At 62.8% G+C, this 20,622-nt stretch carries 22 protein-coding genes and 1 tRNA gene; 6 read left to right on the top strand and 17 right to left on the bottom strand.

What is annotated here, in order from left to right:
• Positions 1-19 precede the first annotated feature (19 nt).
• The gene (locus ACR1XV_RS00335; protein ID WP_480528271.1) at positions 20-1,147 is read left to right on the top strand and encodes a Hint domain-containing protein; all 1,128 of its coding nucleotides are present in this window, start codon (positions 20-22) and stop codon (positions 1,145-1,147) included.
• 20 nt (positions 1,148-1,167) lie between these two features.
• Here the strand turns inward: ACR1XV_RS00335 and ACR1XV_RS00340 are convergent.
• From ACR1XV_RS00340 to ACR1XV_RS00375, 8 genes are all read right to left on the bottom strand, one after another.
• Positions 1,168-1,244: transfer RNA gene (locus tag ACR1XV_RS00340), tRNA-Met, on the bottom strand.
• An 83-nt stretch (positions 1,245-1,327) separates the two neighbouring features.
• Complete coding sequence (locus tag ACR1XV_RS00345) at positions 1,328-2,299, bottom strand: alpha/beta fold hydrolase (protein ID WP_480528272.1); 972 nt, start codon at positions 2,297-2,299, stop codon at positions 1,328-1,330.
• Positions 2,299-3,771, bottom strand: coding sequence for a flavin-containing monooxygenase (locus tag ACR1XV_RS00350; protein ID WP_480528273.1), 1,473 nt, complete (start codon positions 3,769-3,771; stop codon positions 2,299-2,301). Before ACR1XV_RS00350 ends, ACR1XV_RS00345 begins: the two co-directional genes overlap by 1 nt.
• A gap of 88 nt (positions 3,772-3,859) precedes the next feature.
• Entirely contained in the window at positions 3,860-4,663 is an 804-nt protein-coding gene (locus ACR1XV_RS00355; protein ID WP_480528274.1) for a PaaX family transcriptional regulator C-terminal domain-containing protein, read from the bottom strand.
• Between the two features lie 43 nt (positions 4,664-4,706).
• Positions 4,707-6,731 (bottom strand): phenylacetic acid degradation bifunctional protein PaaZ, encoded by a 2,025-nt coding sequence (gene paaZ / locus ACR1XV_RS00360; protein WP_480528275.1) that lies wholly within the window; start codon positions 6,729-6,731, stop codon positions 4,707-4,709.
• Between the two features lie 29 nt (positions 6,732-6,760).
• A complete protein-coding gene (locus ACR1XV_RS00365) occupies positions 6,761-8,113 on the bottom strand; it encodes a TRAP transporter large permease (protein ID WP_480528276.1) in 1,353 nt (450 codons plus the stop codon).
• Positions 8,110-8,616, bottom strand: a complete 507-nt coding sequence (locus ACR1XV_RS00370) for a TRAP transporter small permease (protein WP_480528277.1) — start codon at positions 8,614-8,616, stop codon at positions 8,110-8,112. Before ACR1XV_RS00370 ends, ACR1XV_RS00365 begins: the two co-directional genes overlap by 4 nt.
• Positions 8,617-8,671: 55 nt before the next feature.
• Positions 8,672-9,691, bottom strand: coding sequence for a TRAP transporter substrate-binding protein (locus ACR1XV_RS00375; protein WP_480528278.1), 1,020 nt, complete (start codon positions 9,689-9,691; stop codon positions 8,672-8,674).
• Positions 9,692-9,870: 179 nt separating this feature from the next.
• Between ACR1XV_RS00375 and paaG the strand changes: the two genes are divergently transcribed.
• The 5 genes from paaG to ACR1XV_RS00400 all read left to right on the top strand — a co-directional run bounded on the left by paaG (position 9,871) and on the right by ACR1XV_RS00400 (position 13,310).
• A complete protein-coding gene (gene paaG, locus ACR1XV_RS00380) occupies positions 9,871-10,656 on the top strand; it encodes a 2-(1,2-epoxy-1,2-dihydrophenyl)acetyl-CoA isomerase PaaG (protein WP_480528279.1) in 786 nt (261 codons plus the stop codon).
• 1 nt (position 10,657) lies between these two features.
• Positions 10,658-11,086, top strand: a complete 429-nt coding sequence (gene paaI, locus ACR1XV_RS00385) for a hydroxyphenylacetyl-CoA thioesterase PaaI (protein ID WP_480528280.1) — start codon at positions 10,658-10,660, stop codon at positions 11,084-11,086.
• Between the two features lie 17 nt (positions 11,087-11,103).
• A complete protein-coding gene (gene paaK, locus ACR1XV_RS00390; protein ID WP_480528281.1) occupies positions 11,104-12,411 on the top strand; it encodes a phenylacetate--CoA ligase PaaK in 1,308 nt (435 codons plus the stop codon).
• 24 nt (positions 12,412-12,435) lie between these two features.
• Positions 12,436-13,032 (top strand): TetR/AcrR family transcriptional regulator, encoded by a 597-nt coding sequence (locus ACR1XV_RS00395; protein ID WP_480528282.1) that lies wholly within the window; start codon positions 12,436-12,438, stop codon positions 13,030-13,032.
• Positions 13,033-13,100: 68 nt separating this feature from the next.
• A complete protein-coding gene (locus tag ACR1XV_RS00400) occupies positions 13,101-13,310 on the top strand; it encodes a hypothetical protein (RefSeq protein WP_480528283.1) in 210 nt (69 codons plus the stop codon).
• Between the two features lie 3 nt (positions 13,311-13,313).
• Here ACR1XV_RS00400 and ACR1XV_RS00405 read toward each other — a convergent pair whose 3' ends face one another.
• From ACR1XV_RS00405 to ACR1XV_RS00445, 9 genes are all read right to left on the bottom strand, one after another.
• Positions 13,314-14,072 (bottom strand): Phenylacetic acid catabolic protein, encoded by a 759-nt coding sequence (locus ACR1XV_RS00405; RefSeq protein ID WP_480528284.1) that lies wholly within the window; start codon positions 14,070-14,072, stop codon positions 13,314-13,316.
• Between the two features lie 14 nt (positions 14,073-14,086).
• On the bottom strand, positions 14,087-15,157 hold the full coding sequence (locus ACR1XV_RS00410) for a 2Fe-2S iron-sulfur cluster-binding protein (RefSeq protein WP_480528285.1): 1,071 nt from the start codon (positions 15,155-15,157) through the stop codon (positions 14,087-14,089).
• Positions 15,158-15,171: 14 nt separating this feature from the next.
• Positions 15,172-15,633, bottom strand: coding sequence for a 1,2-phenylacetyl-CoA epoxidase subunit PaaD (paaD, locus tag ACR1XV_RS00415; protein ID WP_480528286.1), 462 nt, complete (start codon positions 15,631-15,633; stop codon positions 15,172-15,174).
• Between the two features lie 81 nt (positions 15,634-15,714).
• On the bottom strand, positions 15,715-16,473 hold the full coding sequence (gene paaC / locus ACR1XV_RS00420) for a 1,2-phenylacetyl-CoA epoxidase subunit PaaC (protein WP_480528287.1): 759 nt from the start codon (positions 16,471-16,473) through the stop codon (positions 15,715-15,717).
• Complete coding sequence (gene paaB, locus ACR1XV_RS00425; RefSeq protein ID WP_480528288.1) at positions 16,473-16,757, bottom strand: 1,2-phenylacetyl-CoA epoxidase subunit PaaB; 285 nt, start codon at positions 16,755-16,757, stop codon at positions 16,473-16,475. The genes paaC and paaB overlap by 1 nt, the downstream gene beginning before the upstream one ends.
• A gap of 18 nt (positions 16,758-16,775) precedes the next feature.
• Positions 16,776-17,768 carry a 1,2-phenylacetyl-CoA epoxidase subunit PaaA gene (paaA, locus tag ACR1XV_RS00430; RefSeq protein ID WP_480528289.1) on the bottom strand — a complete coding sequence of 331 codons (993 nt, stop codon included), beginning with the start codon at positions 17,766-17,768 and terminating at the stop codon, positions 16,776-16,778.
• Positions 17,769-17,783: 15 nt separating this feature from the next.
• Positions 17,784-18,986: a 3-oxoadipyl-CoA thiolase gene (pcaF, locus tag ACR1XV_RS00435; protein ID WP_480528290.1), complete on the bottom strand. Its 1,203-nt coding sequence runs from the start codon at positions 18,984-18,986 to the stop codon at positions 17,784-17,786.
• A 191-nt stretch (positions 18,987-19,177) separates the two neighbouring features.
• Positions 19,178-19,396 carry a DUF1127 domain-containing protein gene (locus tag ACR1XV_RS00440; protein WP_480528291.1) on the bottom strand — a complete coding sequence of 73 codons (219 nt, stop codon included), beginning with the start codon at positions 19,394-19,396 and terminating at the stop codon, positions 19,178-19,180.
• Positions 19,397-19,586: 190 nt separating this feature from the next.
• The gene (locus ACR1XV_RS00445) at positions 19,587-20,405 is read right to left on the bottom strand and encodes a cyclase family protein (RefSeq protein ID WP_480528292.1); all 819 of its coding nucleotides are present in this window, start codon (positions 20,403-20,405) and stop codon (positions 19,587-19,589) included.
• Between the last annotated feature and the right edge of the window lie 217 nt (positions 20,406-20,622).

Raw genomic sequence — 20,622 nt, forward strand, 5'->3', positions numbered from 1 at the left:
GCGGTTCTGGAAGGTCAAGATGATACAAGACGCAATCAACGACTGGAGTGATGGTGCAACGGGCTCTATCACCTACAACGGCGTAACCACGAATTATGAGATCGCGTCATCCGGTACGGCCGGCGCGGGGGGCAATCTTGTGCTGGATGACGGCCAGTCCGCCACCATCAACTTTGAGGACCCGCTACCCGGTCTCATCATACGGGTCGGGGATCTTGACGCCGCTTTCGGAGAAGAAGCGCAATTTGAGGTAAACGGTACGACGTTCAACCTTGAACAGGCGATTGCGAATGGGGATGTCGTCATAACCCGGGGGAACGGAACGCCGCTGCCTAACAACGGACTTGATGTGGTCAACGGTACCATACTGGATGGCACATCCGGGGCTCAGAACGAAGGGTTTCGGGTTCAGTTCAAAATACCGATTTCGGAGATCACACTGAACTATCTGAGCGGCGGGAGCGGCTTGCTGGGCTTTGATGCGCTGGTGTGTTTTGCCCGCGGTGTTCAGATCGAAACACGCGATGGCGCACGCGCCGTCGAGGATCTGGCCGTTGGTGATAGCGTGCGAACCCTCGATCATGGATACCAGCAGATCCGCTGGATCGGACGGCGGCGGCTCGATGGGGCTGAGCTTGCGGTAAACCCCAAACTTCGGCCCATTTGCATCGACGCCGGGGCTCTGGGTCCGGGCCTGCCGTCCCGGGATCTGCGTGTCTCGCCACAGCACCGTATCCTCGCGCGTTCCAAAATTGCCCGGCGTATGTTCGGCGTTGACGAGGTGCTTATCCCGGCCAAAAAACTGCTGCCGCTGGAGGGGGTGCATATCGACACCCCGGCGGAAGGTATCGAGTATTATCACATTCTGTTCGACCGGCACGAGATTGTCTTTTCGAACGACTCTCCGACCGAGAGCCTGTTTACCGGACCCGAAGCGCTCAAGTCACTGTCGCCCGAGGCGCTTGCCGAAATTCATGCCCTGTTCCCCGAAATCACCAGGCCCGATTTCCACCCTCTGCCCGCGCGGGATGTGCCTGCCAAGGGTCGGCGCATGACCGCATTCGCGCAGCGGCATCAGGCGAACCACAAGCCGCTTTACGCTACAGCGGTACTGTCATCAGGCCCGACGGCTCACGCAGCGGCATAGTCCAGGGTTTGGGGGATTGATGGTAGCGGAGGAGGGACTTGAACCCCCGACACGCGGATTATGATTCCGCTGCTCTAACCAACTGAGCTACTCCGCCGTAAGTGAGAGGCGATGTAAGCGAGGGGCCGAGGAGGGTCAAGAGGGAAAAGCGCCCGGGTCGGGATTCTTTGAAGGCCCGGTTCAGGGGGCGTCGGCCCGCGTTGGCGAGACCTTTGCGGCCTCGGCGATCCGGCGAATGAAGCTGGCGCAGGCGTCGGGCATGGTGATCAGGATCATGTGGCCGCGATCCTGCAATGTCTCGACGCTCAGACCGTATTGCGCCATGGGTGCGCCATGGAAATCCGCCGACAGGATCGGGTCCTGCGCGCCGAAAAGAATGCCGCCGGGGACACGCAGATCATCATAGCGCTGACACTGGGGGCCCATGCTGGCTTCGATCCCGATCACGTCCTGCGAGGCCGTGATGAAGGCCGACGGGCGTAGCCCCAGGGCACCACCGGCGCGGTCCAGAAAATCTGACGGGGCGGGCTCGGGCGCGAAAACGTCCCTCAGGACCAGCGGGGCGGTCTTGCGGGCCATCGGCACCGCAATGGTGTGGCCGATCAGGCTGCGCAGCCATTCGGTGCGGATTTCAAGCGGTTTGAAGACCGCAGGCGTCGCGGGCATCTGCTGCGTCAGCGGGGCCAGCAGCGCCAGCGCCCGGATGTGGTTGGGGTAATCAAGCGCCATCGCCAGCGCAACCGCACCGCCCAGAGAATGCCCGACCAGAATGGGGTCACGCACGCCTTTGGCCTGAAGAAACGCATGGATCATGCGCGCCTGTTCGGGCAGCGTGGCCAGCCGTGCCGCGTCGCGGGTGGAGTAGCCGCAGCCCGGGCGGTCGACCGCCAGAACGTGATAATCTCTGGCGAGGTCATCCATCAGCGCGTAGGTGAAATGCTGCAATTGCCCGGACAGGCCGTGGATCATGACGATTGTGGGCTTTGACGGGTCGCCTTTTTCGACAAAGTGGATTGCGCCGCCCTCGACTGGGGTGATCTGGCCCAGTTGCGGCACCATCTCTGTCCCTTGCCGGGTCAGGCGGCGGGTCCAGAGGTTCATGCCCAGCAGGAAGGCGGCCAGAAGACCGGCAATCACCATCAGTGTCCACATCAGTTTTCTCCGCTTGTCCCGGTCACCGGATGGTACTGTTCCAGCCCGGATCGCGCCATGCGTTTTCTGAACTCGGACACGGTGCCGGGCCAGAGCGTCGTGTTGCGCCCGTTGGCGTCCTGGTACCACGAGGTACAGCCGCCGGATTGCCAGATACTGTCGGCATGACGGTCCTGCATTTCCCGGGTGAACGCCGCCTGCCGGTCGGCGTCGGGCGTCACGATATCGACCCCGCGATCCCGCATCGCGCTCAGGATGCGGCCGATGTGTTCGACCTGCGCCTCGATCATCAGAACGACCGAGTTGTGGCCCAGCCCGGTATGGGGGCCAAGCAGCATGAAGAAATTCGGAAACCCGGCAATGGCGGTGCCCAGATTGGCCTCCATCCCGTTTGACCAAGCCTGTTGCAGGGTCAGGTCGTTTGCGCCGGTGATGTCCAATGCGTCGGCCATGTCAGTGACACGAAACCCGGTGCCCCAGATCAGAACGTCGGCCTCGCCCTCGGTGCCATCCGTCGCGATGATGCGGTTCTGTTCGATCCTGACAACACCATGGGGCACAACATCCACGGTGTCGCGCGCCAGCGCCGGGTACCAGTCATTCGAACTGAGGATGCGCTTGCAGCCGATGTCATAATCCGGGGTCAATGCGGCCTTCAGCGCGGGATCGGTGATCGCCTGATCCAGCGCCTTGCGCCACATTTTCATGGCAAACTCGACCGCCCGGGGGTCGCGCCGGAAAACGCGGTGGCGGAACTCGTACAGCATATAGATCAGCTGACGGCGAAGGCGGGGCAGCAGCGGGATGCGCTGATAGAGCTGCCGCACCCATGGAGCGATCGGACCGTCGGGGCGGGGCAGCACGTAGGGTGCGCTGCGCTGGAAGATGGTGACATGCCCGGCGATCTTAGCGATCTCGGGCACGAACTGAACGGCCGAGGCTCCGGTTCCGATCACCGCGATCCGCTTGCCGTTCAGCGGGGTGGTGTGATCCCATTGGGCGGAATGGAAGCTGGGGCCGGGGAAACTCTCAGCCCCCGGAATGGTGGGGATGCGCGGCAGGTGCAGCGCGCCGATGGCCGAGATCAGGAACCGCGCCGACCAGCGCTCGCCGGTGGTGGTGTCGACCTGCCAGCGGGCACCATCCCAACGGGCGGATTTCAGATTTTGGCCAAAGTGGCAGAGGTCATACAGCCCCTCGTCCCGGGCAATGCGCTGAAGATAAGACTGAATCTCGGCCCCGCCCGCATAGGCGCGGGTCCAGTGCGGGTTCAGGTGGGTCGCCATCGAATAAAGGTGCGAGGGCACATCGCAAGCGACCCCGGGATAGGTGTTTTCGCGCCAGGTGCCGCCGATATCACCGGCCTTTTCCAGTATCGCGATACGGTTGACGCCCCGCTTTCGGGCCTCAAGCGCCATGGTCAGGCCGGAAAACCCGGCTCCGATGATCAGCATGTCGGTCTTGGTTGTCATACCTGTTCCATCCCCTTCCGCCGGCTGTCTGTCGACAGCCCCTTCATGATATGGGGTCGGCCAGGGTCCTGAACAGGCCGCCCTGGGGTCAACCGGTGGCGTTCAGCACGCTGACCGCAGGGCGGGGCAGGGCGTCAAGCAGGCCAAACACAGCTTCGCGGCAGGCGGGGCCGTCCCAATCTGTTGGATAAAACCCTGCGGGTAGGTCCGGTTGCCGCAGCACGACGCGCCGCCACCGATGCACCAGCAGGGTGCGCAGCGTGGCGCTTTGCAGCGGCGTCGGCGACCAGCCGTCGGGGCGGGTCTGCAGGGCGCTCTGCGCTGCCCTGTTCAATGCCCCGCACGAAAGGCGCAGGTCCTGCGGGCAGAGACGGTCCTGCACCCATTTGGGCGCGTCACGCGGCGAAATCTCAAGTGCCAGAAGCCCATCCGTCTGATCCGGCACCGGGCCCGCACCCAGGGCAACGTTCCGCCCGATTGGCGAATAGTCGCGACTGAGCATCAGGTCTTCCAGCACGTGTGTGCCCGCGCCGTCCTCGGCGATCAGCAGGTGCCAGTGTTCAACGGCAACAGGGCCGCGCGCATAGATGCGTGGCGTGACGGCGGCGGATTGTGTGCGCCCATACTCGGTTAGCACATGGCGCGAGACGCGACCGATGCGGTCGCTTTCGATCCAGCCATCCTTGCGCAGGCGGTGCAGGGCAACGCGGATTGCCTCGGGTTTGATCCCCATCGGTTCGATGATCCGGGTCAGCGCCCCGCCCGAGATCTGTGCGCCGGGCTCTTGCGCCATGTCGCCGAACAGCGAGACAATGATCGACCACACCCGCTGATCCTGCGGGTCCGTCAGTTCGGCCACAGCCGTTTCGAACCACGGGCTTTGATTGGTCATGCGACCAGTTTAACCCATTAGAGCCAATAAGAAAAACAGGTATTCAGCGGGCGTTCATGGTCAGCAGTTCATACTCCGCCACCGGTTCGTTATCCTGATTGGTCAGCGATACGTGCCAACGCACCTCGCCATACTCGTCATTGCGCGGGGTCTTCTGTTTGACGGTCAGACGCACCTTGATGCTGTCCCCGGCAACGACAGGCTTCATGAAACGCAGCCCGTCGAGGCCTGTATTTGCCAGCACCGGCCCTTCGTTCGGCTCGACAAACATGCCCGCCGCAAAGCTGAGCAGCAGGTAGCCATGCGCCACGCGGCCCGGGAAGAACGGGTTCCGCGCGGCGGCGTCCTCGTCCATATGGGCATAGAACGTATCACCGGTGAAATTGGCGAAATGTTCGATATCGTCCAGCGTGATGATGCGCGGAGCCGTGTGCAGCGTCTCACCGATCTGCAGCTCTCCGAACTTGCGGGTGAAGGGGTGCGCGGGGCCCTTGATCTCGGGCGCTCCAGGCACCCATTCGGGGCCGATGCTGCTGAGCATCCGGGGTGAGCCCTGAATGGCGGTGCGCTGCATATAGTGTTTCACGCCGCGCACGCCGCCCAGTTCCTCGCCCCCGCCTGCGCGGCCCGGTCCGCCATGCACCATATGCGGCAGCGGCGAGCCATGGCCTGTCGATTCCCCCATCGAGTCGCGATCGTTGATATAAATCCGCCCGTTATAGGCTGCCGCGCCCATCACCACCTCGCGGGCAACATCGGTGTCATGAGTGATCAGCGAGGTCACCAGCGACCCCTGACCGTGATTGACCAGCGCTACCGCATGATCCAGATCGCGATAGCCCATCAGGGTCGAAACCGGCCCGAACGCTTCGGTATCATGGACCCGCTGAGCGCTGTCGGGATCGGCACAGTGGAACAACATCGGGGGTACGAAAGCTCCGGTCTCGGGGCCTTGCAGGTCGAAGGTATCGGGGTTGCCGAAGACGCGCTCGGCCTCCTGCCCGATCAGGGCGGCCTTTTCCAGCACGTCAGCCTTTTGCCCGTTCGACACCAACGCGCCCATGCGCGTGGTCTCGGCCCGCGGGTCGCCGATGGTGATCTTTGCCAGCCGGTCCGACAGTGCGGCAATCACTGCGTCGACCTGCGCTTCGGGTGCGATGATGCGGCGGATGGCGGTGCATTTCTGGCCTGCCTTGGTGGTCATCTCGCGGCTGACCTCTTTGACGAACAGGTCAAACTCGGGCGTTCCGGGTGCGGCATCCGGGCCAAGGATCGAGGCGTTCAGGCTGTCCTGCTCGGCCACGAACCGGACCGAGTTCTGCAGGATCGCAGGCGTCTGCCGCAGCTTCAGCGCGGTATTGGCCGAGCCGGTAAAGCTGACCACATCCTGACAGCCCAGATGGTCCAGCATGTCGCCCAACCCGCCTGACACCAATTGCAGCGCGCCCGCAGGAAGGATACCGCTGTCCAGCATGATCCGCACGGCCAATTCAGTGACATAGCAGCTGTTAGTGGCAGGCTTCACGATGGCCGGGACGCCAGCCAGCAGGGTCGGGGCCAGCTTTTCCAGCATTCCCCAAACCGGAAAGTTGAAGGCGTTGATATGGACCGCCACACCTTGCAGAGGGGTGCAGATATGCTGTCCCAGAAACGTCCCGTTGCGCGATAGCTGCTCGGTGTCGCCGTCCAGATAGACCTGTGCATCCGGCATCTCGCGCCGCCCTTTCGAGGCGAAGACAAACATCGTGCCGATGCCGCCGTCGATATCGATCAGGTGGTCTTTCTGCGTCGCCCCGGTTTCAAAACTCAGGTCGTAAAGCGCCTGTTTCTGCGCCGATAGCTCCTGCGCCAAAGCCTTCAGCATCCGGGCGCGGTCGTGGAACGTCAGCTGACGCAGAGCGGGGCCGCCTGTGGTGCGGGCATAGTCCAGCATCGTCTGCACGTCGAGCGCCGCGTTTCCGGCGCTCGCAAAGGGCGCGCCGGTGATGGCCGAAGCGATGGTGCGCGCGCCGTCGCCGGGTGCGATCCACTGGCCTGCGGCAAAGCTGGAAATCTGATGCAGGGACATGGTGTTCTCCTGTTTTGACTAGGCGGGGCTCAGTGCCCCAACGCGCCCATTTGCTGCGGCAGGTACAGAACCACGATGGGCACCAGAACGATCAGCGCGAGGCGGAAGATATCGGCGACCCAGAACGGGGTGACGCCACGAAAGATTGTGCCTGTCGAAACGTCTCCGACCACGCCTTTCAGGATGAAGACGTTCAGCCCAACGGGCGGCGTAATCAGCGAGATTTCGGTGACCACGACAACGACGATGCCGAACCAGATTGGATCATAGCCCAGCGATGTGACCAGCGGGAAGAAGATCGGGACGGTTAGCAGCAGCATCGAGAGAGACTCGAACACGCAGCCCAGAATGATGTAGATGCCGAGGATCATCAGGATCACCACAAAGGGCTCGACATCATATGCCGTGACCAGCGCGATTAGGGCTTCAGGTAAACCGGCGAGGTTGATGAAGTTCGAAAAGATCTGCGCACCGATCAGGACTGCGAACAGGGCCGAAGCGGTGAAGCAAGTTTCTTTCAACACCTCGAAGGTTGACCCGACCGTCAGACCCCCGCGAAAGAGGGCGATCAGGAAGGCCCCGGCGGCGCCCATACCTGCGGCCTCGGTGGGCGAGAAGGTCAGGTTCAGCGGCTCAAAGTCGAAGGCACCGTAAAGCCCGCCGATGACCAAGAAGAATAGCAGCAGCACGGCCCAGACCGAGCCCAGAGCGCGGATACGTTCGGACCATGTGGCGCGTTCTCCGGCTGGGCCGGAGTCGGGGTTGCGCCAGACGGTCCAGCGCACGGCGAAGAGATAGAACAGAATGCCGAGGATGCCGGGGATGATCCCCGCCATGAACAGCTTGCCGATCGAGGTTTCGGTCAGCAGCCCGTAGATGACAAGGATGACCGAGGGCGGGATCAGGATGCCCAGCGTGCCACCGGCGGCAATCGACGCGGTCGACAGCTCATCGGAATAGCCATAACGGCGCATCTGTGGCATCGCGACTTTGGACATGGTGGCCGCCGTGGCCAGCGATGATCCGCAAATGGCCGAGAATCCGCCGCAGGCCGCAACCGTCGCCATGGCGATGCCACCGCGCATATGGCCGAGAAAGGCGTTCGAGACTGCGTAAAGCTCACGCGCCATGCCACCTTTGTTGACGAACAGGCCCATGAGAATGAACAGAGGCACCACCGAAAGGCCGTAATCCTGTGCCGTGTCGGTGATCTGGCGGCCCACCATCGACATGGCGGCCTTGAGACCCCGTTCGGACAGGATCGACCCGCCGCGCTCATACGCAAAACCCAGCGTGCCGACCAGGCCCATGGCAAAGACGATGGGCAGGCGCATCAGCACCAGAATCAGGACAATCGCAAATCCGATCAGCGCAGCGGTCATTGCAGGGGCTCCGACAGGGTATTGGGGGCAAAGGCTTTCAGCAGGCCGGTCGCAATCATCACCAGCGCGGTGATCGCGACGGACAGCGCGATGAACCAGCCGATCAGGTAGGTGGGGATCGAGAGATACTCGGTCACATCCCCATAATCCCGTGCGCGTTCGGCCAGAACCCAGACGCGCTGCACGGGCCAGAACAGCATGATGCCACTGATCACATAGATCGCCACGTCGCGGGCGCGCGACAGGTGCAGGCGGTTGAAGAACCCATCCGTCAGGTCAACCGCGATATGCCCGTTTGTGGTCGAGACGATGGGCAGCACCGAAAACACCAGAATGGCCATCAGAATGCGCGTCAGCTCGGTCGCTGCCTCGATCGGTGCGTTGAAGACCGAGCGCAGGATGACATCGCAAAAGGTCATCACCATCAGGATGAACAGGGCAATGCAGGCCACAATCACGGGAAGGGCGCTGGCACGGCGCACAAGCTGGATTATCGGGGTCATGGGAAACTCGCGCAGGATAGGGCAGGGCGGCGCATCTGGCCGCCCTGCAATCGGATCAGTTCGAGGACATTTCCGATTTGATCATGTCATAGGCCGCCTGTGCGTCGACACCGGTCGCGTCAACCTCGGCGATGACCTTGCCACGAATGTCTTCGGCGATGGTCGAGAATTTCTTGAGATCCGCGTCGCTGGCCGCGTTGATGGCGTTGCCTTCGGTGGCTTCGGTGGCTTCGCGTCCGGTGGCGTCGATCTCATCCCAGATCTTGCCGATTTCACGGCTCAGGGGTTCGCCGAATACGTTTTCTTCCAACGCCGCCTGCAGGTCTGCGGGCAGATCGGCGAAGGTGTCTTCGTTCATGATGAAGGCGAACGAACCGCGATAGAGGCCGCCGGGCAGTTCATAGACGTTCTGCGCCACCTCGGTCAGCTTGAAGCCCTTGCGGGATTCGAACGGCATCACAACACCGTCGGCGGCTTTCGAGGCCAGCGTTTCATAGACCTTGGGCGCGGGCACCTGAATGCCGGTCGCGCCAAGCGCCGCGCCAACGTCACCGCCAACGCCGCCGGGGATGCGGACCTTGAGGCCTGACACTTCGTCCAGCGAGGTCACGGGGCTGCTGGAATGCAGTTGCGCGGGGCCGTGGGTGTGCAGGGCGATGACCTTGACGCCGCGATGTTCGTCGGCAGCTTTCAGGTGCTGGTCATAGGCGCGCCAATAGGCGACCGAAGCCTCCTCGGCCGAGCCTTCGTAGCCCGGCAGTTCGATCAGCTTGGTGGTGACAAAGCGACCCGGCTGATAGCCGTGGAAGATGATCGAGGCATCGGCGGCGCCGTCCATGATCAGGTCCATCTGCGCGGGCGGCGGGGCGATGCCCAGCTTGAGTTCTGCGGTGACTTTGCCGTCGGTGGCCTCTTCGACCATCTCGACAAACTTGGGCCACATCTTTGCGTTGATGCCATGGGTCGGCGGGGCCCAGCTGGAAATCGTCAGGGTGTAATCGGCAGCAAAGGCGATGGTGCCGGACACCGCCAGCGTTGCCGAAGCCAACAGGGTGGTGAGCTTGGTGAATTTCATGACCGGGTCTCCTCCTCAAAAGCGCAAGTCGTGAATGTGCTAATAGTGCGTTTTGTAACTATCAACGGGCCGCAGGTGGTCTTGCCGATCCGCCGAGTCACAAAAGCTTGGAGAATTTATTGACCAACCGTTCGGTTTATGCAAGAAGTTTGTTGTAACTTATGCAAAGCGAACCGGGCATGTCTGATACAATTCTTTCGCAAGATCATGGTCAATGGGTTGAAATCACTCTGAACCGCCCGGATCGCCTGAACAGTTTCACCGACGAGATGCACTATGCCCTGCGCGCCGCGCTCGAGGTCGCGCGGGACGGTGGCGCGCGCGCGGTACTGCTGACCGGCGCGGGTCGCGGGTTCTGTGCCGGGCAGGATCTGGGCGACCGCAACCCTGCGACGATGGAAGGTCCGCCCGATCTGGGATACACCGTGCGCACCTTCTATGCGCCTCTGGTGCGGCTGATCCGGTCGCTTGAATTTCCCGTTGTCTGCGCTGTCAATGGGGTTGCCGCAGGGGCTGGCGCAAACCTGGCGCTGGCCTGCGATGTGGTGCTGGCAGCTGAGTCGGCGAAGTTCATTCAGTCGTTTTCCAAGGTCGGCCTGATCCCCGATACGGGCGGCAGCTGGCACCTGCCGCGCCTGCTGGGCGAGGCGCGCGCCAAGGGGTTGGCCCTGACCGGGCAGCCCTTGCCTGCGCAACAGGCCGCCGATTGGGGGCTGATCTGGCAGGCGATCCCAGATGCCGATCTGATGACCGAGGCGCGCGCGATGTGCACGCAGTTCGCCAGCGGGCCGACGCTGGGCCTTGGGTTGACCAAACAAACCATTCAAGCTGCCGCGACGGATACTCTGACGGATCATCTGGAGCTCGAGGCCGACGCGATGAAGACCTGCGGCGAAAGCGCGGATTACGCCGAGGGCGTGACTGCGTTTCTGGAAAAACGCGCGCCGGTTTTTCGGGGGAACTAGGATGACGCCGAAGGAACGCGCCGAAAAAGCTGCCGCGGCCATGTGGGGGCGGGACGACGCCTCGAAATGGGCGGGGATGGCGTTGGGCGAGGTTGACGAGGGCCGCGCCACGCTGACGCTGATCGTTCAGGACCATCATTGCAACGGACATGGCATCTGCCATGGTGGCGTGACCTTCATGCTGGCCGATAGCGCCTTTGCCTTTGCCTGCAACAGCCGCAATCAATCTACGGTGGCGCAGCACAATGTCATCAGCTTTGTCGCCCCCGCCCATGCGGGCGACCACCTGACCGCCCGCGCGACGGAACAGAGCCTGACCGGACGCAGCGGCATCTACGATGTGACCGTAACCAACCAGACCGGCCAGAAGATCGCAGAGTTTCGGGGCTTTTCCCGCGCGGTCAAAGGCCCGGTGTTTGACGAGACCTGAAGACGAAGAGGGATGGCATGAAGGATCTGACACCGAACAAGGCGGATCTCGATCCGATCGAGATCGCGTCGATTGACGAGATTCGCAGCCTGCAACTGGACAGGCTGAAATGGTCGCTGCGCCATGCCTATGACAACGTACCGATGTACCGCCAGCGCTGCGAGCAGGCGGGGGTGCATCCCGACGATCTGCAATCCCTGAGCGATCTGGCGCGGTTCCCGTTTACCTACAAGAACGACCTGCGTGACCACTATCCCTTTGGTCTGTTTGCCGTCCCGCGCGAGGAAATCGTCCGTGTTCATGCCTCATCTGGGACCACTGGAAAGCCGACCGTGGTGGGCTATACCCAGGGCGATATCGACAACTGGGCCGATCTGGTGGCGCGATCCCTGCGCGCCAGCGGGCTGCGGCGCGGCGACATGGTGCACAACGCCTATGGTTATGGCCTGTTCACCGGCGGGTTGGGCGCGCATTACGGGATTGAACGTCTGGGGGCGACCGTTGTGCCCATGAGCGGTGGCCAAACCGCCAAGCAGGTCGATCTGATCACCGACTTCAAACCCGATGGGATCATGGTGACGCCGTCCTATATGCTCAATATTCTTGAGCAGTATCATAAGGTTGGTCTCGACCCGCGCGGGTGCTCCCTGTCTGTCGGCGTGTTCGGGGCCGAGCCGTGGACGGATTCCATGCGCTCTGAGGTCGAGCAGGCGTTCGACATGCACGCCGTCGACATCTATGGCCTGTCCGAGATCATGGGGCCCGGCGTGGCGAATGAATGCGTCGAAACCAAAGACGGGCCGGTGATCTGGGAAGATCACTTCTATCCTGAAATCATCGACCCCGCGACGGGCGAGGTTCTGCCGGATGGCGAGATGGGGGAACTCGTGTTCACCACGCTTACCAAACAGGGCCTGCCGATGATCCGCTACCGCACCCGCGACCTGACCCGACTGCTGCCGGGCACGGCGCGGTCGATGCGGCGGATGGAGAAGATCACCGGACGCTCGGACGACATGATCATCCTGCGCGGCGTCAACGTCTTCCCCAGTCAGATCGAGGAACAGGTTCTGGCCACCGGCGGTCTTGCGCCCTACTACCAGATCGAACTATTCCGCGCGGGTCGCATGGACGCGATGCGCATTCACGTCGAGGCCGCGCCGGATGCCGCGGATGAACTCAGCAAGACCGCCGCCGCGCGGATGCTGTCGCGCCGTATCAAAGAGGTTGTTGGCATTTCCACCGAGATAGATGTAGGCGAACCCGGCGAGGTCGAACGCAGTCAGGGCAAGGCCCGCCGTGTGATCGACAACCGGGACGCATGAGCCCTAAAGACGGAGAGTAAGGCTTTGGCCCGCACGATAGCAAAAGACCATGATCACAAGCGTGCCCGCATCCTGAAATCGGCTGCCCGCGTCTTTGCGCGCGAAGGGTTCGACCGGGCCTCGATGTCGCAACTGGCCAGCGAGTGCGGGATCTCGAAGGCCAATATCTATCACTACTACGACAGCAAGGACGCGATCCTGTTCGACATGCTCGACACCTATCTGCGCCAGTTGCGCGATGCGATCTGCGGGCTGGACATGCAGGGCCTTGGCGCAGCGGACCGGTTACGGATGACGGTGCGCGAAATCCTGCTGGCCTATCAGGGTGTGGATGATGAACATCGGGTGCAAACCGGCGGCATGTCGGCGCTGCCCGCCGATCAGCAGAAGCTGCTGCGCGGGTATCAGCGGGACATGGTCGTGTTCCTCAGCGGTATCATCGCCGACATCGCGCCCGAGGTGTTTCAGAACGACGCCGCCAAGCTGCGCGCGGCGACGATGTCGGTGTTCGGGATGCTGAACTGGTACTATATGTGGAACCCGGGGGCCGATGCCGACGCGCGCAAGGATTATGCCGCGCTGGTCAGCGATCTGACGCTGACCGGGGTCCGGGGGCTTTGACCGCGCTTTCGCAGAGTTGATTTGGCATTTTGCCGCCCGCCGGGGTTTACTGACGCCGGAGGATCATCATGCAAACCCCTGAACGTTTCGAGAAGTTCTATTTCGCCAAGGTCGGCATGGGCGAGGCCTGCGGCTGCGCCGAGCGGGTCATTGACGTGTACGAGTTCAACCGCCAGGGCGGCGTGCCCGGCAAGCAGGGCGTGCCTGCGACCAAGCGCAGGCGCAGAACGCTGCGGTCTCTGGCGTTGAAGTTCGGGCTGATCAGCCGTCCGCGTTGACGGTCAGGGCGTCTTCAACCCCAGCGTCTCTACAACCTTCGCGGCCTCTGCAGTCCACCGCGCCTTGAGCTCTGCTCCGGTCATGCGGCGCAGCCCCATCTTGCGCAGACGCTCGGTCTTGTCCGCATCCGCCGCGCCAAAGCTGGCGGCCACCCGCGGCCACCAGTAATCGACCGAGGCCTGCATCTGCGGCCCCATGCCCTGTTCCGCCAGCTTTTCGGCCCCTTCCAGCGCCAGTTCGCCGTGATGCGCCTCGATGGGTGCGATGGTGCGGAAGGCCTCGGCCAGCGGCTGATACGAGACCATCGACAGCTCGGCCAGTTGCTCGGCCACGGCGCGGCTCATCAGCAGGTTCATCACCACCGCATCGACCCAGCCATCGATCGGGTAGTTGAACACCGCAAGGCGCATGTCATGCTCGGACCGCGAGGCCCCGATATCGGCGTCACGGCTCAGGCGGGCGGTCCACGGGTGGTGCGTGGCATAGCGTTCGGTATCGGCCCCGAACTCTCCCATGACTTTCAGAACACGGTCGGCATTGTCGGTCTTTTCCAGCACAATCCGGGCAGCGGCGATACGTTCCTTGATGCCCGGGCCCAGATTGATCGCATCGGCAAACCCGGCCGCCCCGGCCAGTTCGCTGTCAACGAAGGTCGCCATCAGCTTCAGCACCTCGGCGCGATAGCGCGGCGGCACGTTGGCCGGGTTGGTCAGAACGCCGCCTGCGGCCAGATACTCTTCGATTGTCATCGTATCGGTCATGTCCGGGCCCTCTCTTACTGGTCGTAATCCACGACAACGCGGTCGGTCAGCGGATAGGCCTGACAGCTCAGGACATATCCCTTTTCAACCTCGTAATCTTCAAGCGCATGGTTGGCGACCATCTCGACCTTGCCCTCGATCACGCGGCAGCGGCAGGTCGAGCAGACCCCGGCCTTGCAGGCAAACGGCGCGTCCATGGCGTTGTCCAGCGCCGCGTCCAGAATCGTCTGGTCCTTGGGCATGTTCAGGGTCTGGGTCGCCCCGTCCAACGTCACCGAGGCGCTGGTCTGATTGCCCTGCGTTGCGGTCTGGGTCGTCACTTTTCGTGCGGCGCGGCCGGGCTGGGCGCTGGCAAACAGCTCGAACCGGATCTGGCTGTCATCCAGCCCATGCCCCCGCAGCGCCGCCGCGATGCCCAGCATCATCGGCTCGGGGCCGCAAATGAACGCCGTGTCGACGGTTTCAACGTCGATCCAGTGCTCGAACAGGGCGGCGCATTTTTCCTGCGTGACCAGCCCGGTGAACAGGTCGATTTCCTGCGCGTCCGCCTCAAGCACATGGATCACGTTCAGGCGGCCCATATGCAGGTTCTTCAGGTCCTCAAGCTCTTCACGGAACATGATCGTGTTGACGCCCTTGTTGGCATAAACCAGCGTGAAGCGTGACCCCGGTTCGCGCGCCAGCGTGGTTCTGAGGATCGACAGCACCGGCGTGATACCCGACCCGCCGGCGAAACCCAGATAGTGCTTTTCGGCCCCGGCCTCGAGCGGGGTGAAGAAACCGCCCATCGGCGGCATCGCCTGCACCACGTCGCCGACCTTGAGGTCGGTATTCGCCCAGGTCGAGAATGCTCCGCCCTCGACCCGCTTGATGCCCACCTGCAGCACGCCGTCATCCTTGCCCGCGCAGATCGAATACGATCGCCGCAGCTCCTCTCCGTCGAAATCGCGCCGGAAGGTCAGGTATTGGCCTTGGGTGAAATCGAACGCGTCCGCTGCCCCGTTGACCGGTTTCAGCGTGACGACCACCGCGTCGCGGATGGTTTTGTGAATGTCGGTGACTTCCAGATCGTGAAAGCGTGCCATCCGGTGCTCCTGTGTCAGATACACTTGAAATAGTCGAAAGGTTCCAGGCAGTCGGTGCAGCGCCAATGCGCCTTGCAGGGGGTCGAGCCGAACTGGCTGACCTTTTCCACCGCCGTGCTGCCGCAGCGCGGGCAGCGCTCGGGGCCACCTGCGGGCTGGGGCGGGGCGATGCCGAATTCCTCAAGCTTCGCGCGGCCCTTGGTGCTGAGCCAGTCGGTCGTCCAGGCGGGCGAGATGCTGGTCTCGATCCGCAGCTTGTCGATCCCGTGGTCGCGCAGGGCGGTCTCGATATCCATGCTGATGACGGAGGTGGCCGGGCAGCCGGAATAGGTTGGCGTGACCGTGACGTTCAGAGTGTCGTCTTCCCAACGGACATCGCGCACGATGCCCAGATCGACGACCGAGATCACCGGGATCTCGGGGTCGGGGACGGCGTCCAGCCACTCCCAGATCTGGTCTATGCGTGCAGGTGTCATCTTGTGCGTCCCTTACCGCCAGGGCGGGCGGAATTTTGAAAAAATTCCGGACTGATTTCTTTTGAAGAAATCAGTCCAGCGTTACCATTCAGCGCCGGGATAGGCGCGTTGCAGCCATTGCATCTGCGTCAACAGGTGGCCCAGATGTTCCGTATGCATCCGCCCGTCGCGCCCGCCCTTGTGGGCAAAGCGGCTGTCGGGAACGGTCAGCGTCGCCTCGGCCAGAACCCGCCCGACCAGCGCGTCGTATTCGGCCCGCAGATCAGCTGGATTGGGCGCGATGCCTGCCTTGACCATCTCGGCGTCGACCGCATCGCTGGCGAACATCTCGCCCACATAGGGCCACAGATAATTCAGCGCGTCCTGCACCCGGGCGTGGCTTTCTTCGGTCCCGTCGCCAAGCCCGACGACTGTGTCGCCCGAGCGTTCGAGATGATAGGCGACCTCTTTGCTAGCCTTGGCGGCAATGGCTGCCACGCGCTCGTCCGAAGAGGTCATCAGCCGCCCCAGCATGATCGAATGCCACGCATCGAACAGGAACTGGCGCATCAGGGTGCGGCCGAAATCGCCATTGGGCACCTCGACCAGCAGCACATTGCGGAAATCCCACGCGTCGCGCAGAAAGGCCAGATCATCGGCGCTTTGGCCGCCGTCGATCTCTCCCGCCAGACCCAGCCACATCTGGGTTTGCCCGATCAGGTCCAGCGCGGTGTTGGCCAGCGCGATGTCTTCTTCCAGCACCGGCGCATGACCGCACCATTCGCTGACGCGGTGGCCCAGGATCAGGGTGTTATCCCCCATCCGCAGCAGGAATTGGTGAAACGCCTTGTCCCGGGTCATCACATCGCCCCCACTTCTTCGGGGATGTCGAAGAAGGTCGGGTGGCGGTAGACCTTGCTTTCGCTGGGCTCATACAGCGGGCCTTTGTCACCGGGCGAGGAGGCTGCGATGTTGTTCGCCTCGACCACCCAGATCGAGACGCCCTCATTGCGGCGGGTATAGACGTCGCGGGCGTTCTTGATCGCCATTTCCGCGTCGGGTGCGTGCAGCGAGCCGACATGGCGGTGGCTCATGCCATGCTGGCCGCGGATGAAGACTTCCCACAGGGGCCATTCGGTGTTCATGCTGGTTCCTCCTTCGGGTTATTCTGCGGCCATATCGGCGGCGCGTTTCTTGCGGGCATGGGCCAGCAGCCCGTCGCGGACCCATTGACCATCGTCCCAGGCCTTATTGCGGGCCGCCAGACGGTCGGTATTGCAGGGGCCGTTGCCCTTGATGACGTCGAAGAACTCGGCCCAATCCGGCTCGGTGAAGTCGTAATGCCCGCGTTCCTCGTTCCACTTCAGGTCGGGATCGGGGATGGTCAGGCCCAGATATTCGGCCTGCGGTACGGTCTGGTCGACGAATTTCTGGCGTAGCTCGTCATTGGTGTTGATCTTGATCTTCCACGCCATCGACTGCGCCGAATGCACGCTGTCCTTGTCCGACGGCCCGAACATCATCAGCGACGGGTACCACAGCCGGTTCATCGCATCCTGCGCCATCCGGCGTTGCTCGGGCGTGCCTTCGGCCATCTTGCGGATGGCGTCATAGCCCTGCCGCTGGTGGAACGATTCCTCTTTGCAGATGCGGATCATGGCGCGCGAGTAGGGGCCAAAAGACGTCCGCTGCAGCGGAACCTGATTCATGATCGCGGCCCCGTCGACCAGCCAGCCCACCGCACCAATATCGGCCCAGTTCAGCGTCGGATAGTTGAAGATCGAGGAATACTTCATGCGGCCATCCAGCAGCATCTCGGTGATCTCGTCCCGGCTGACGCCCAGTGTTTCGGCCGCGCAATACAGATACAGCCCATGCCCGGCCTCGTCCTGAACCTTGGCCAGCAGGATCGCCTTGCGCTGCAGGGTGGGTGCGCGGGTGATCCAGTTGCCCTCGGGCAGTTGGCCAACGATCTCGGAATGGGCGTGCTGGCCGATCTGGCGGATCAGCGTCGCGCGGTAATCATCGGGCATCCAGTCCTTTGGCTCGATCTTGATCCCGGCGTCGATCTTGTCCTGAAAGGCGCGTTCCTGTTCGGACATCTCATCGCGGGTTTTCACGCCGGTTCCGGCGGTCTTGATCATCTGAGCATACATGCGAGGTCTCCTCCCTTACACGCGTTCAAGAATTAACGCGGCCCCCTGGCCGACGCCGACGCACATGGTACACAGCGCATAGCGCCCGCCCGTGCGGCGCAACTGATAGGCGGCGGTCATCACCAGCCGTGCACCCGACATGCCTAGCGGATGGCCGATGGCAATCGCCCCGCCATTCGGGTTCACATGGGGCGCATCATCGGCCACACCCAGCTCGCGCAGCGTGGCCAGGCCTTGCGAGGCGAAGGCCTCGTTCAATTCTATCACATCCATCTGGTCGATGGTCAGGCCCGCGCGAGCCAGCACCTTGCGACTGGCGGGCACCGGGCCGATGCCCATCACGCGCGGCTCGACCCCGGCGACCGACATGCCGACCACGCGGGCAATTGGCGTCAGGCCGTTTTGCGTCGCCGCCGCCTCATTCGCCATCAGGATCGCCGCCGCCCCGTCATTCACGCCCGACGCATTCCCGGCGGTGACGGTCTTGTCCGGCCCGTTGATCGCTTTCAGACTGGCCAGCTTGTCGGCGGTTGTGCCCGGGCGGGGGTGTTCATCCTGATCGACGATGATCGGGTCGCCCTTGCGCTGGGGGATTGTGACCGGGGTGATCTCCTCCTGAAACACCCCGGCCTGGTGCGCCGCGGCCCAGCGGGCCTGGCTGCGTGCGGCAAAAGCATCCTGATCCGCGCGGTTGATGCCGTAATCTTCCGCCACGTTATCTGCCGTTTCGGGCATGGAGTCGATGCCGAATTCCTGCTGCATCTTCCGGTTCACAAAGCGCCAGCCGATCGTGGTGTCGTAAACAGCGTTCGACCGGGAAAAGGCGCTGGTCGACTTGGGCATCACGAACGGCGCGCGGGACATGCTTTCAACACCGCCCGCAAGGGCCATGTCATAGTCACCCGCCCTGATTGCGCGGGCCGCCATGCCGACCGCATCCATACCACTGGCGCAGAGCCTGTTGATCGTTGTGCCCGGCACATCAACCGGCAACCCGGCCAGCAGGGCCGCCATCCGCGCCACGTTGCGGTTGCTTTCACCGGCTTGGTTGGCGTCGCCATAGATCACATCGTCAATCGCGCCCCAGTTCACCTGCGGGTTGCGCGCCATCAGCGCGGCCAGAGGGATTGCTGCCAGATCATCGGTGCGCACCTGGCTCAGGCTGCCTCCGTAGCGCCCGATGGGGGTGCGCTGGGCGTCGCAGATGAATGCGTCCATGGGTCGAGAACTCCCAACTTAACGTCACGGATTAAGTGACCGATGGGTCGGTTAATACGCTTTGGATTGATTCGCGGCAAGGGAAATGTAACGCAAAGCTACGGTCGAGAGAATTTCGGTAACATATTATGTGAGCGCAAAGAAAAGCCCGCGACGGGCGCGGGCTGCATCTGTTGGTCTGACTTTTGGGTTTAGATCGCGTCTGCCATGACCAGACGAATGATATCCTCGCGCCGCAAACCGCGTACGGCAAGCTCGGCATCGGTCAGCGACCACAGGGCCGAGATCTTGCGGATCTTCGCGCGGGCCGAACCGATCTGGGCCACGGCCTGGCAAATGCCTTTGGCGATATCGGCCACCGCCGCAAGTACCGCCTGCAGAGAGGAGTGATGTGCCGTTGAATGTCGCATAGTCGGGGCCCGTCTGAGCTGTTGAACGCGGCTGGTCTTTACGCCCGGGGATTGGCCCCGGCTAGTGTGTCCACTGCATAGCTGCTGTGCAGCATTTGCATCTCTGGTGCAGGCTCGTTGAAAAGAAACAAAAAACCGGGCAGGGGTCGGCTCCCGCCCGGATGCTGCGTCAAAATGTCGACGGTCGGCCTCAGACCATCGCAAAGATGCGCGCCGGCCCGCCGGAACCGCCGCGATGGGCGGGTGCGCCGACGATCAACGTCGCACCGCTGGCCGGGACCTTGTCCAGATTGGCGAGGTTCTCGATGCCGTAGCGGTTGGTGGGCAACCAGGCGTAGTGGGTGGCGAAATCCGTCGACGGCCCGTGATCCAGCGATAGCGAATCCACGGCCAGCGCGACGGCCTGGGTTTCGTCCATCAGCATCTGGGCGGCCTCGACGTGGAACCCGGGGAAGTGCATTTTTCCTTCACCATCCGCATTGCGGAACCCGGCGGTGGCCGTTTTGGCACCCCAGCCGGAATGCATCGCCACGCAGGCCCCGTCCGGTATCGGCCCGTTCGACGCGATCCACGCCTTCAGGTCATCGGGCGTGACCTGCGCATCCGCGTCTTCGGCCGCGCGGGCGGCGATATCGACAACGCAGAGCGGGCAGACCAGGTTCGACACCGGGATTTCGTCAACCGACTGACCATCCGCCGAAAAGTGCAGGGGCGCGTCGATATGGGTCCCCGTATGTTCGTTCACAGCCAGATTGAACAGGTTGAACCCGTTCTCCTTGAAGTTGAACGACTGGCTGGCCTCGATCCCGGGCTGCCCGAAATAGGTGGGGAAATCGGCGTCGTAGATATGGGTCATATCGACAACCTCGCCATGCCCGGCGGCCATGGCGGGCGGGGTGCTGGCCGTTCCCAATGCGGCTCCGGCGGCGACGGCGGCCCCGGCCTTGAAGAACGACCGGCGCGACAGCATCCGGTCCTTTACGGCGTTCATTACGCATATATCGCACATTCGAATTGCTCCCTGTCTTCTGCGTCTCTTGTGACCCGACTTTGCCCCGGCTTTGCGGCCCGGTCCAGTTAAGCCCAATTTCAGCACCCTACCGTGCGGGCCCGACAGCAGCGCTCACATATCCGTTAACGTGGTTTTCGAAAAACCGAACGCATGGTCGAAAATAGGGTTGAATACGGGCGCGGACCGGGCCAGTCTCAGCCGCAGATGTCAATCG

This window comes from Ruegeria sp. AD2(2025) (genome assembly GCF_056542385.1).

What these genes read in the sequence shown, in the direction of transcription:
- ACR1XV_RS00335 (WP_480528271.1), top strand. Translation starts at nt 20, where the DNA reads ATGATACAAGACGCAATCAACGACTGGAGTGATGGTGCAACGGGCTCT.
- ACR1XV_RS00345 (WP_480528272.1), bottom strand. Translation starts at nt 2,299, where the DNA reads ATGTGGACACTGATGGTGATTGCCGGTCTTCTGGCCGCCTTCCTGCTG.
- ACR1XV_RS00350 (WP_480528273.1), bottom strand. Translation starts at nt 3,771, where the DNA reads ATGACAACCAAGACCGACATGCTGATCATCGGAGCCGGGTTTTCCGGC.
- ACR1XV_RS00355 (WP_480528274.1), bottom strand. Translation starts at nt 4,663, where the DNA reads ATGACCAATCAAAGCCCGTGGTTCGAAACGGCTGTGGCCGAACTGACG.
- paaZ (WP_480528275.1), bottom strand. Translation starts at nt 6,731, where the DNA reads ATGTCCCTGCATCAGATTTCCAGCTTTGCCGCAGGCCAGTGGATCGCA.
- ACR1XV_RS00365 (WP_480528276.1), bottom strand. Translation starts at nt 8,113, where the DNA reads ATGACCGCTGCGCTGATCGGATTTGCGATTGTCCTGATTCTGGTGCTG.
- ACR1XV_RS00370 (WP_480528277.1), bottom strand. Translation starts at nt 8,616, where the DNA reads ATGACCCCGATAATCCAGCTTGTGCGCCGTGCCAGCGCCCTTCCCGTG.
- ACR1XV_RS00375 (WP_480528278.1), bottom strand. Translation starts at nt 9,691, where the DNA reads ATGAAATTCACCAAGCTCACCACCCTGTTGGCTTCGGCAACGCTGGCG.
- paaG (WP_480528279.1), top strand. Translation starts at nt 9,871, where the DNA reads ATGTCTGATACAATTCTTTCGCAAGATCATGGTCAATGGGTTGAAATC.
- paaI (WP_480528280.1), top strand. Translation starts at nt 10,658, where the DNA reads ATGACGCCGAAGGAACGCGCCGAAAAAGCTGCCGCGGCCATGTGGGGG.
- paaK (WP_480528281.1), top strand. Translation starts at nt 11,104, where the DNA reads ATGAAGGATCTGACACCGAACAAGGCGGATCTCGATCCGATCGAGATC.
- ACR1XV_RS00400 (WP_480528283.1), top strand. Translation starts at nt 13,101, where the DNA reads ATGCAAACCCCTGAACGTTTCGAGAAGTTCTATTTCGCCAAGGTCGGC.
- ACR1XV_RS00405 (WP_480528284.1), bottom strand. Translation starts at nt 14,072, where the DNA reads ATGACCGATACGATGACAATCGAAGAGTATCTGGCCGCAGGCGGCGTT.
- ACR1XV_RS00410 (WP_480528285.1), bottom strand. Translation starts at nt 15,157, where the DNA reads ATGGCACGCTTTCACGATCTGGAAGTCACCGACATTCACAAAACCATC.
- paaD (WP_480528286.1), bottom strand. Translation starts at nt 15,633, where the DNA reads ATGACACCTGCACGCATAGACCAGATCTGGGAGTGGCTGGACGCCGTC.
- paaC (WP_480528287.1), bottom strand. Translation starts at nt 16,473, where the DNA reads ATGACCCGGGACAAGGCGTTTCACCAATTCCTGCTGCGGATGGGGGAT.
- paaB (WP_480528288.1), bottom strand. Translation starts at nt 16,757, where the DNA reads ATGAACACCGAATGGCCCCTGTGGGAAGTCTTCATCCGCGGCCAGCAT.
- paaA (WP_480528289.1), bottom strand. Translation starts at nt 17,768, where the DNA reads ATGTATGCTCAGATGATCAAGACCGCCGGAACCGGCGTGAAAACCCGC.
- pcaF (WP_480528290.1), bottom strand. Translation starts at nt 18,986, where the DNA reads ATGGACGCATTCATCTGCGACGCCCAGCGCACCCCCATCGGGCGCTAC.
- ACR1XV_RS00440 (WP_480528291.1), bottom strand. Translation starts at nt 19,396, where the DNA reads ATGCGACATTCAACGGCACATCACTCCTCTCTGCAGGCGGTACTTGCG.
- ACR1XV_RS00445 (WP_480528292.1), bottom strand. Translation starts at nt 20,405, where the DNA reads ATGTGCGATATATGCGTAATGAACGCCGTAAAGGACCGGATGCTGTCG.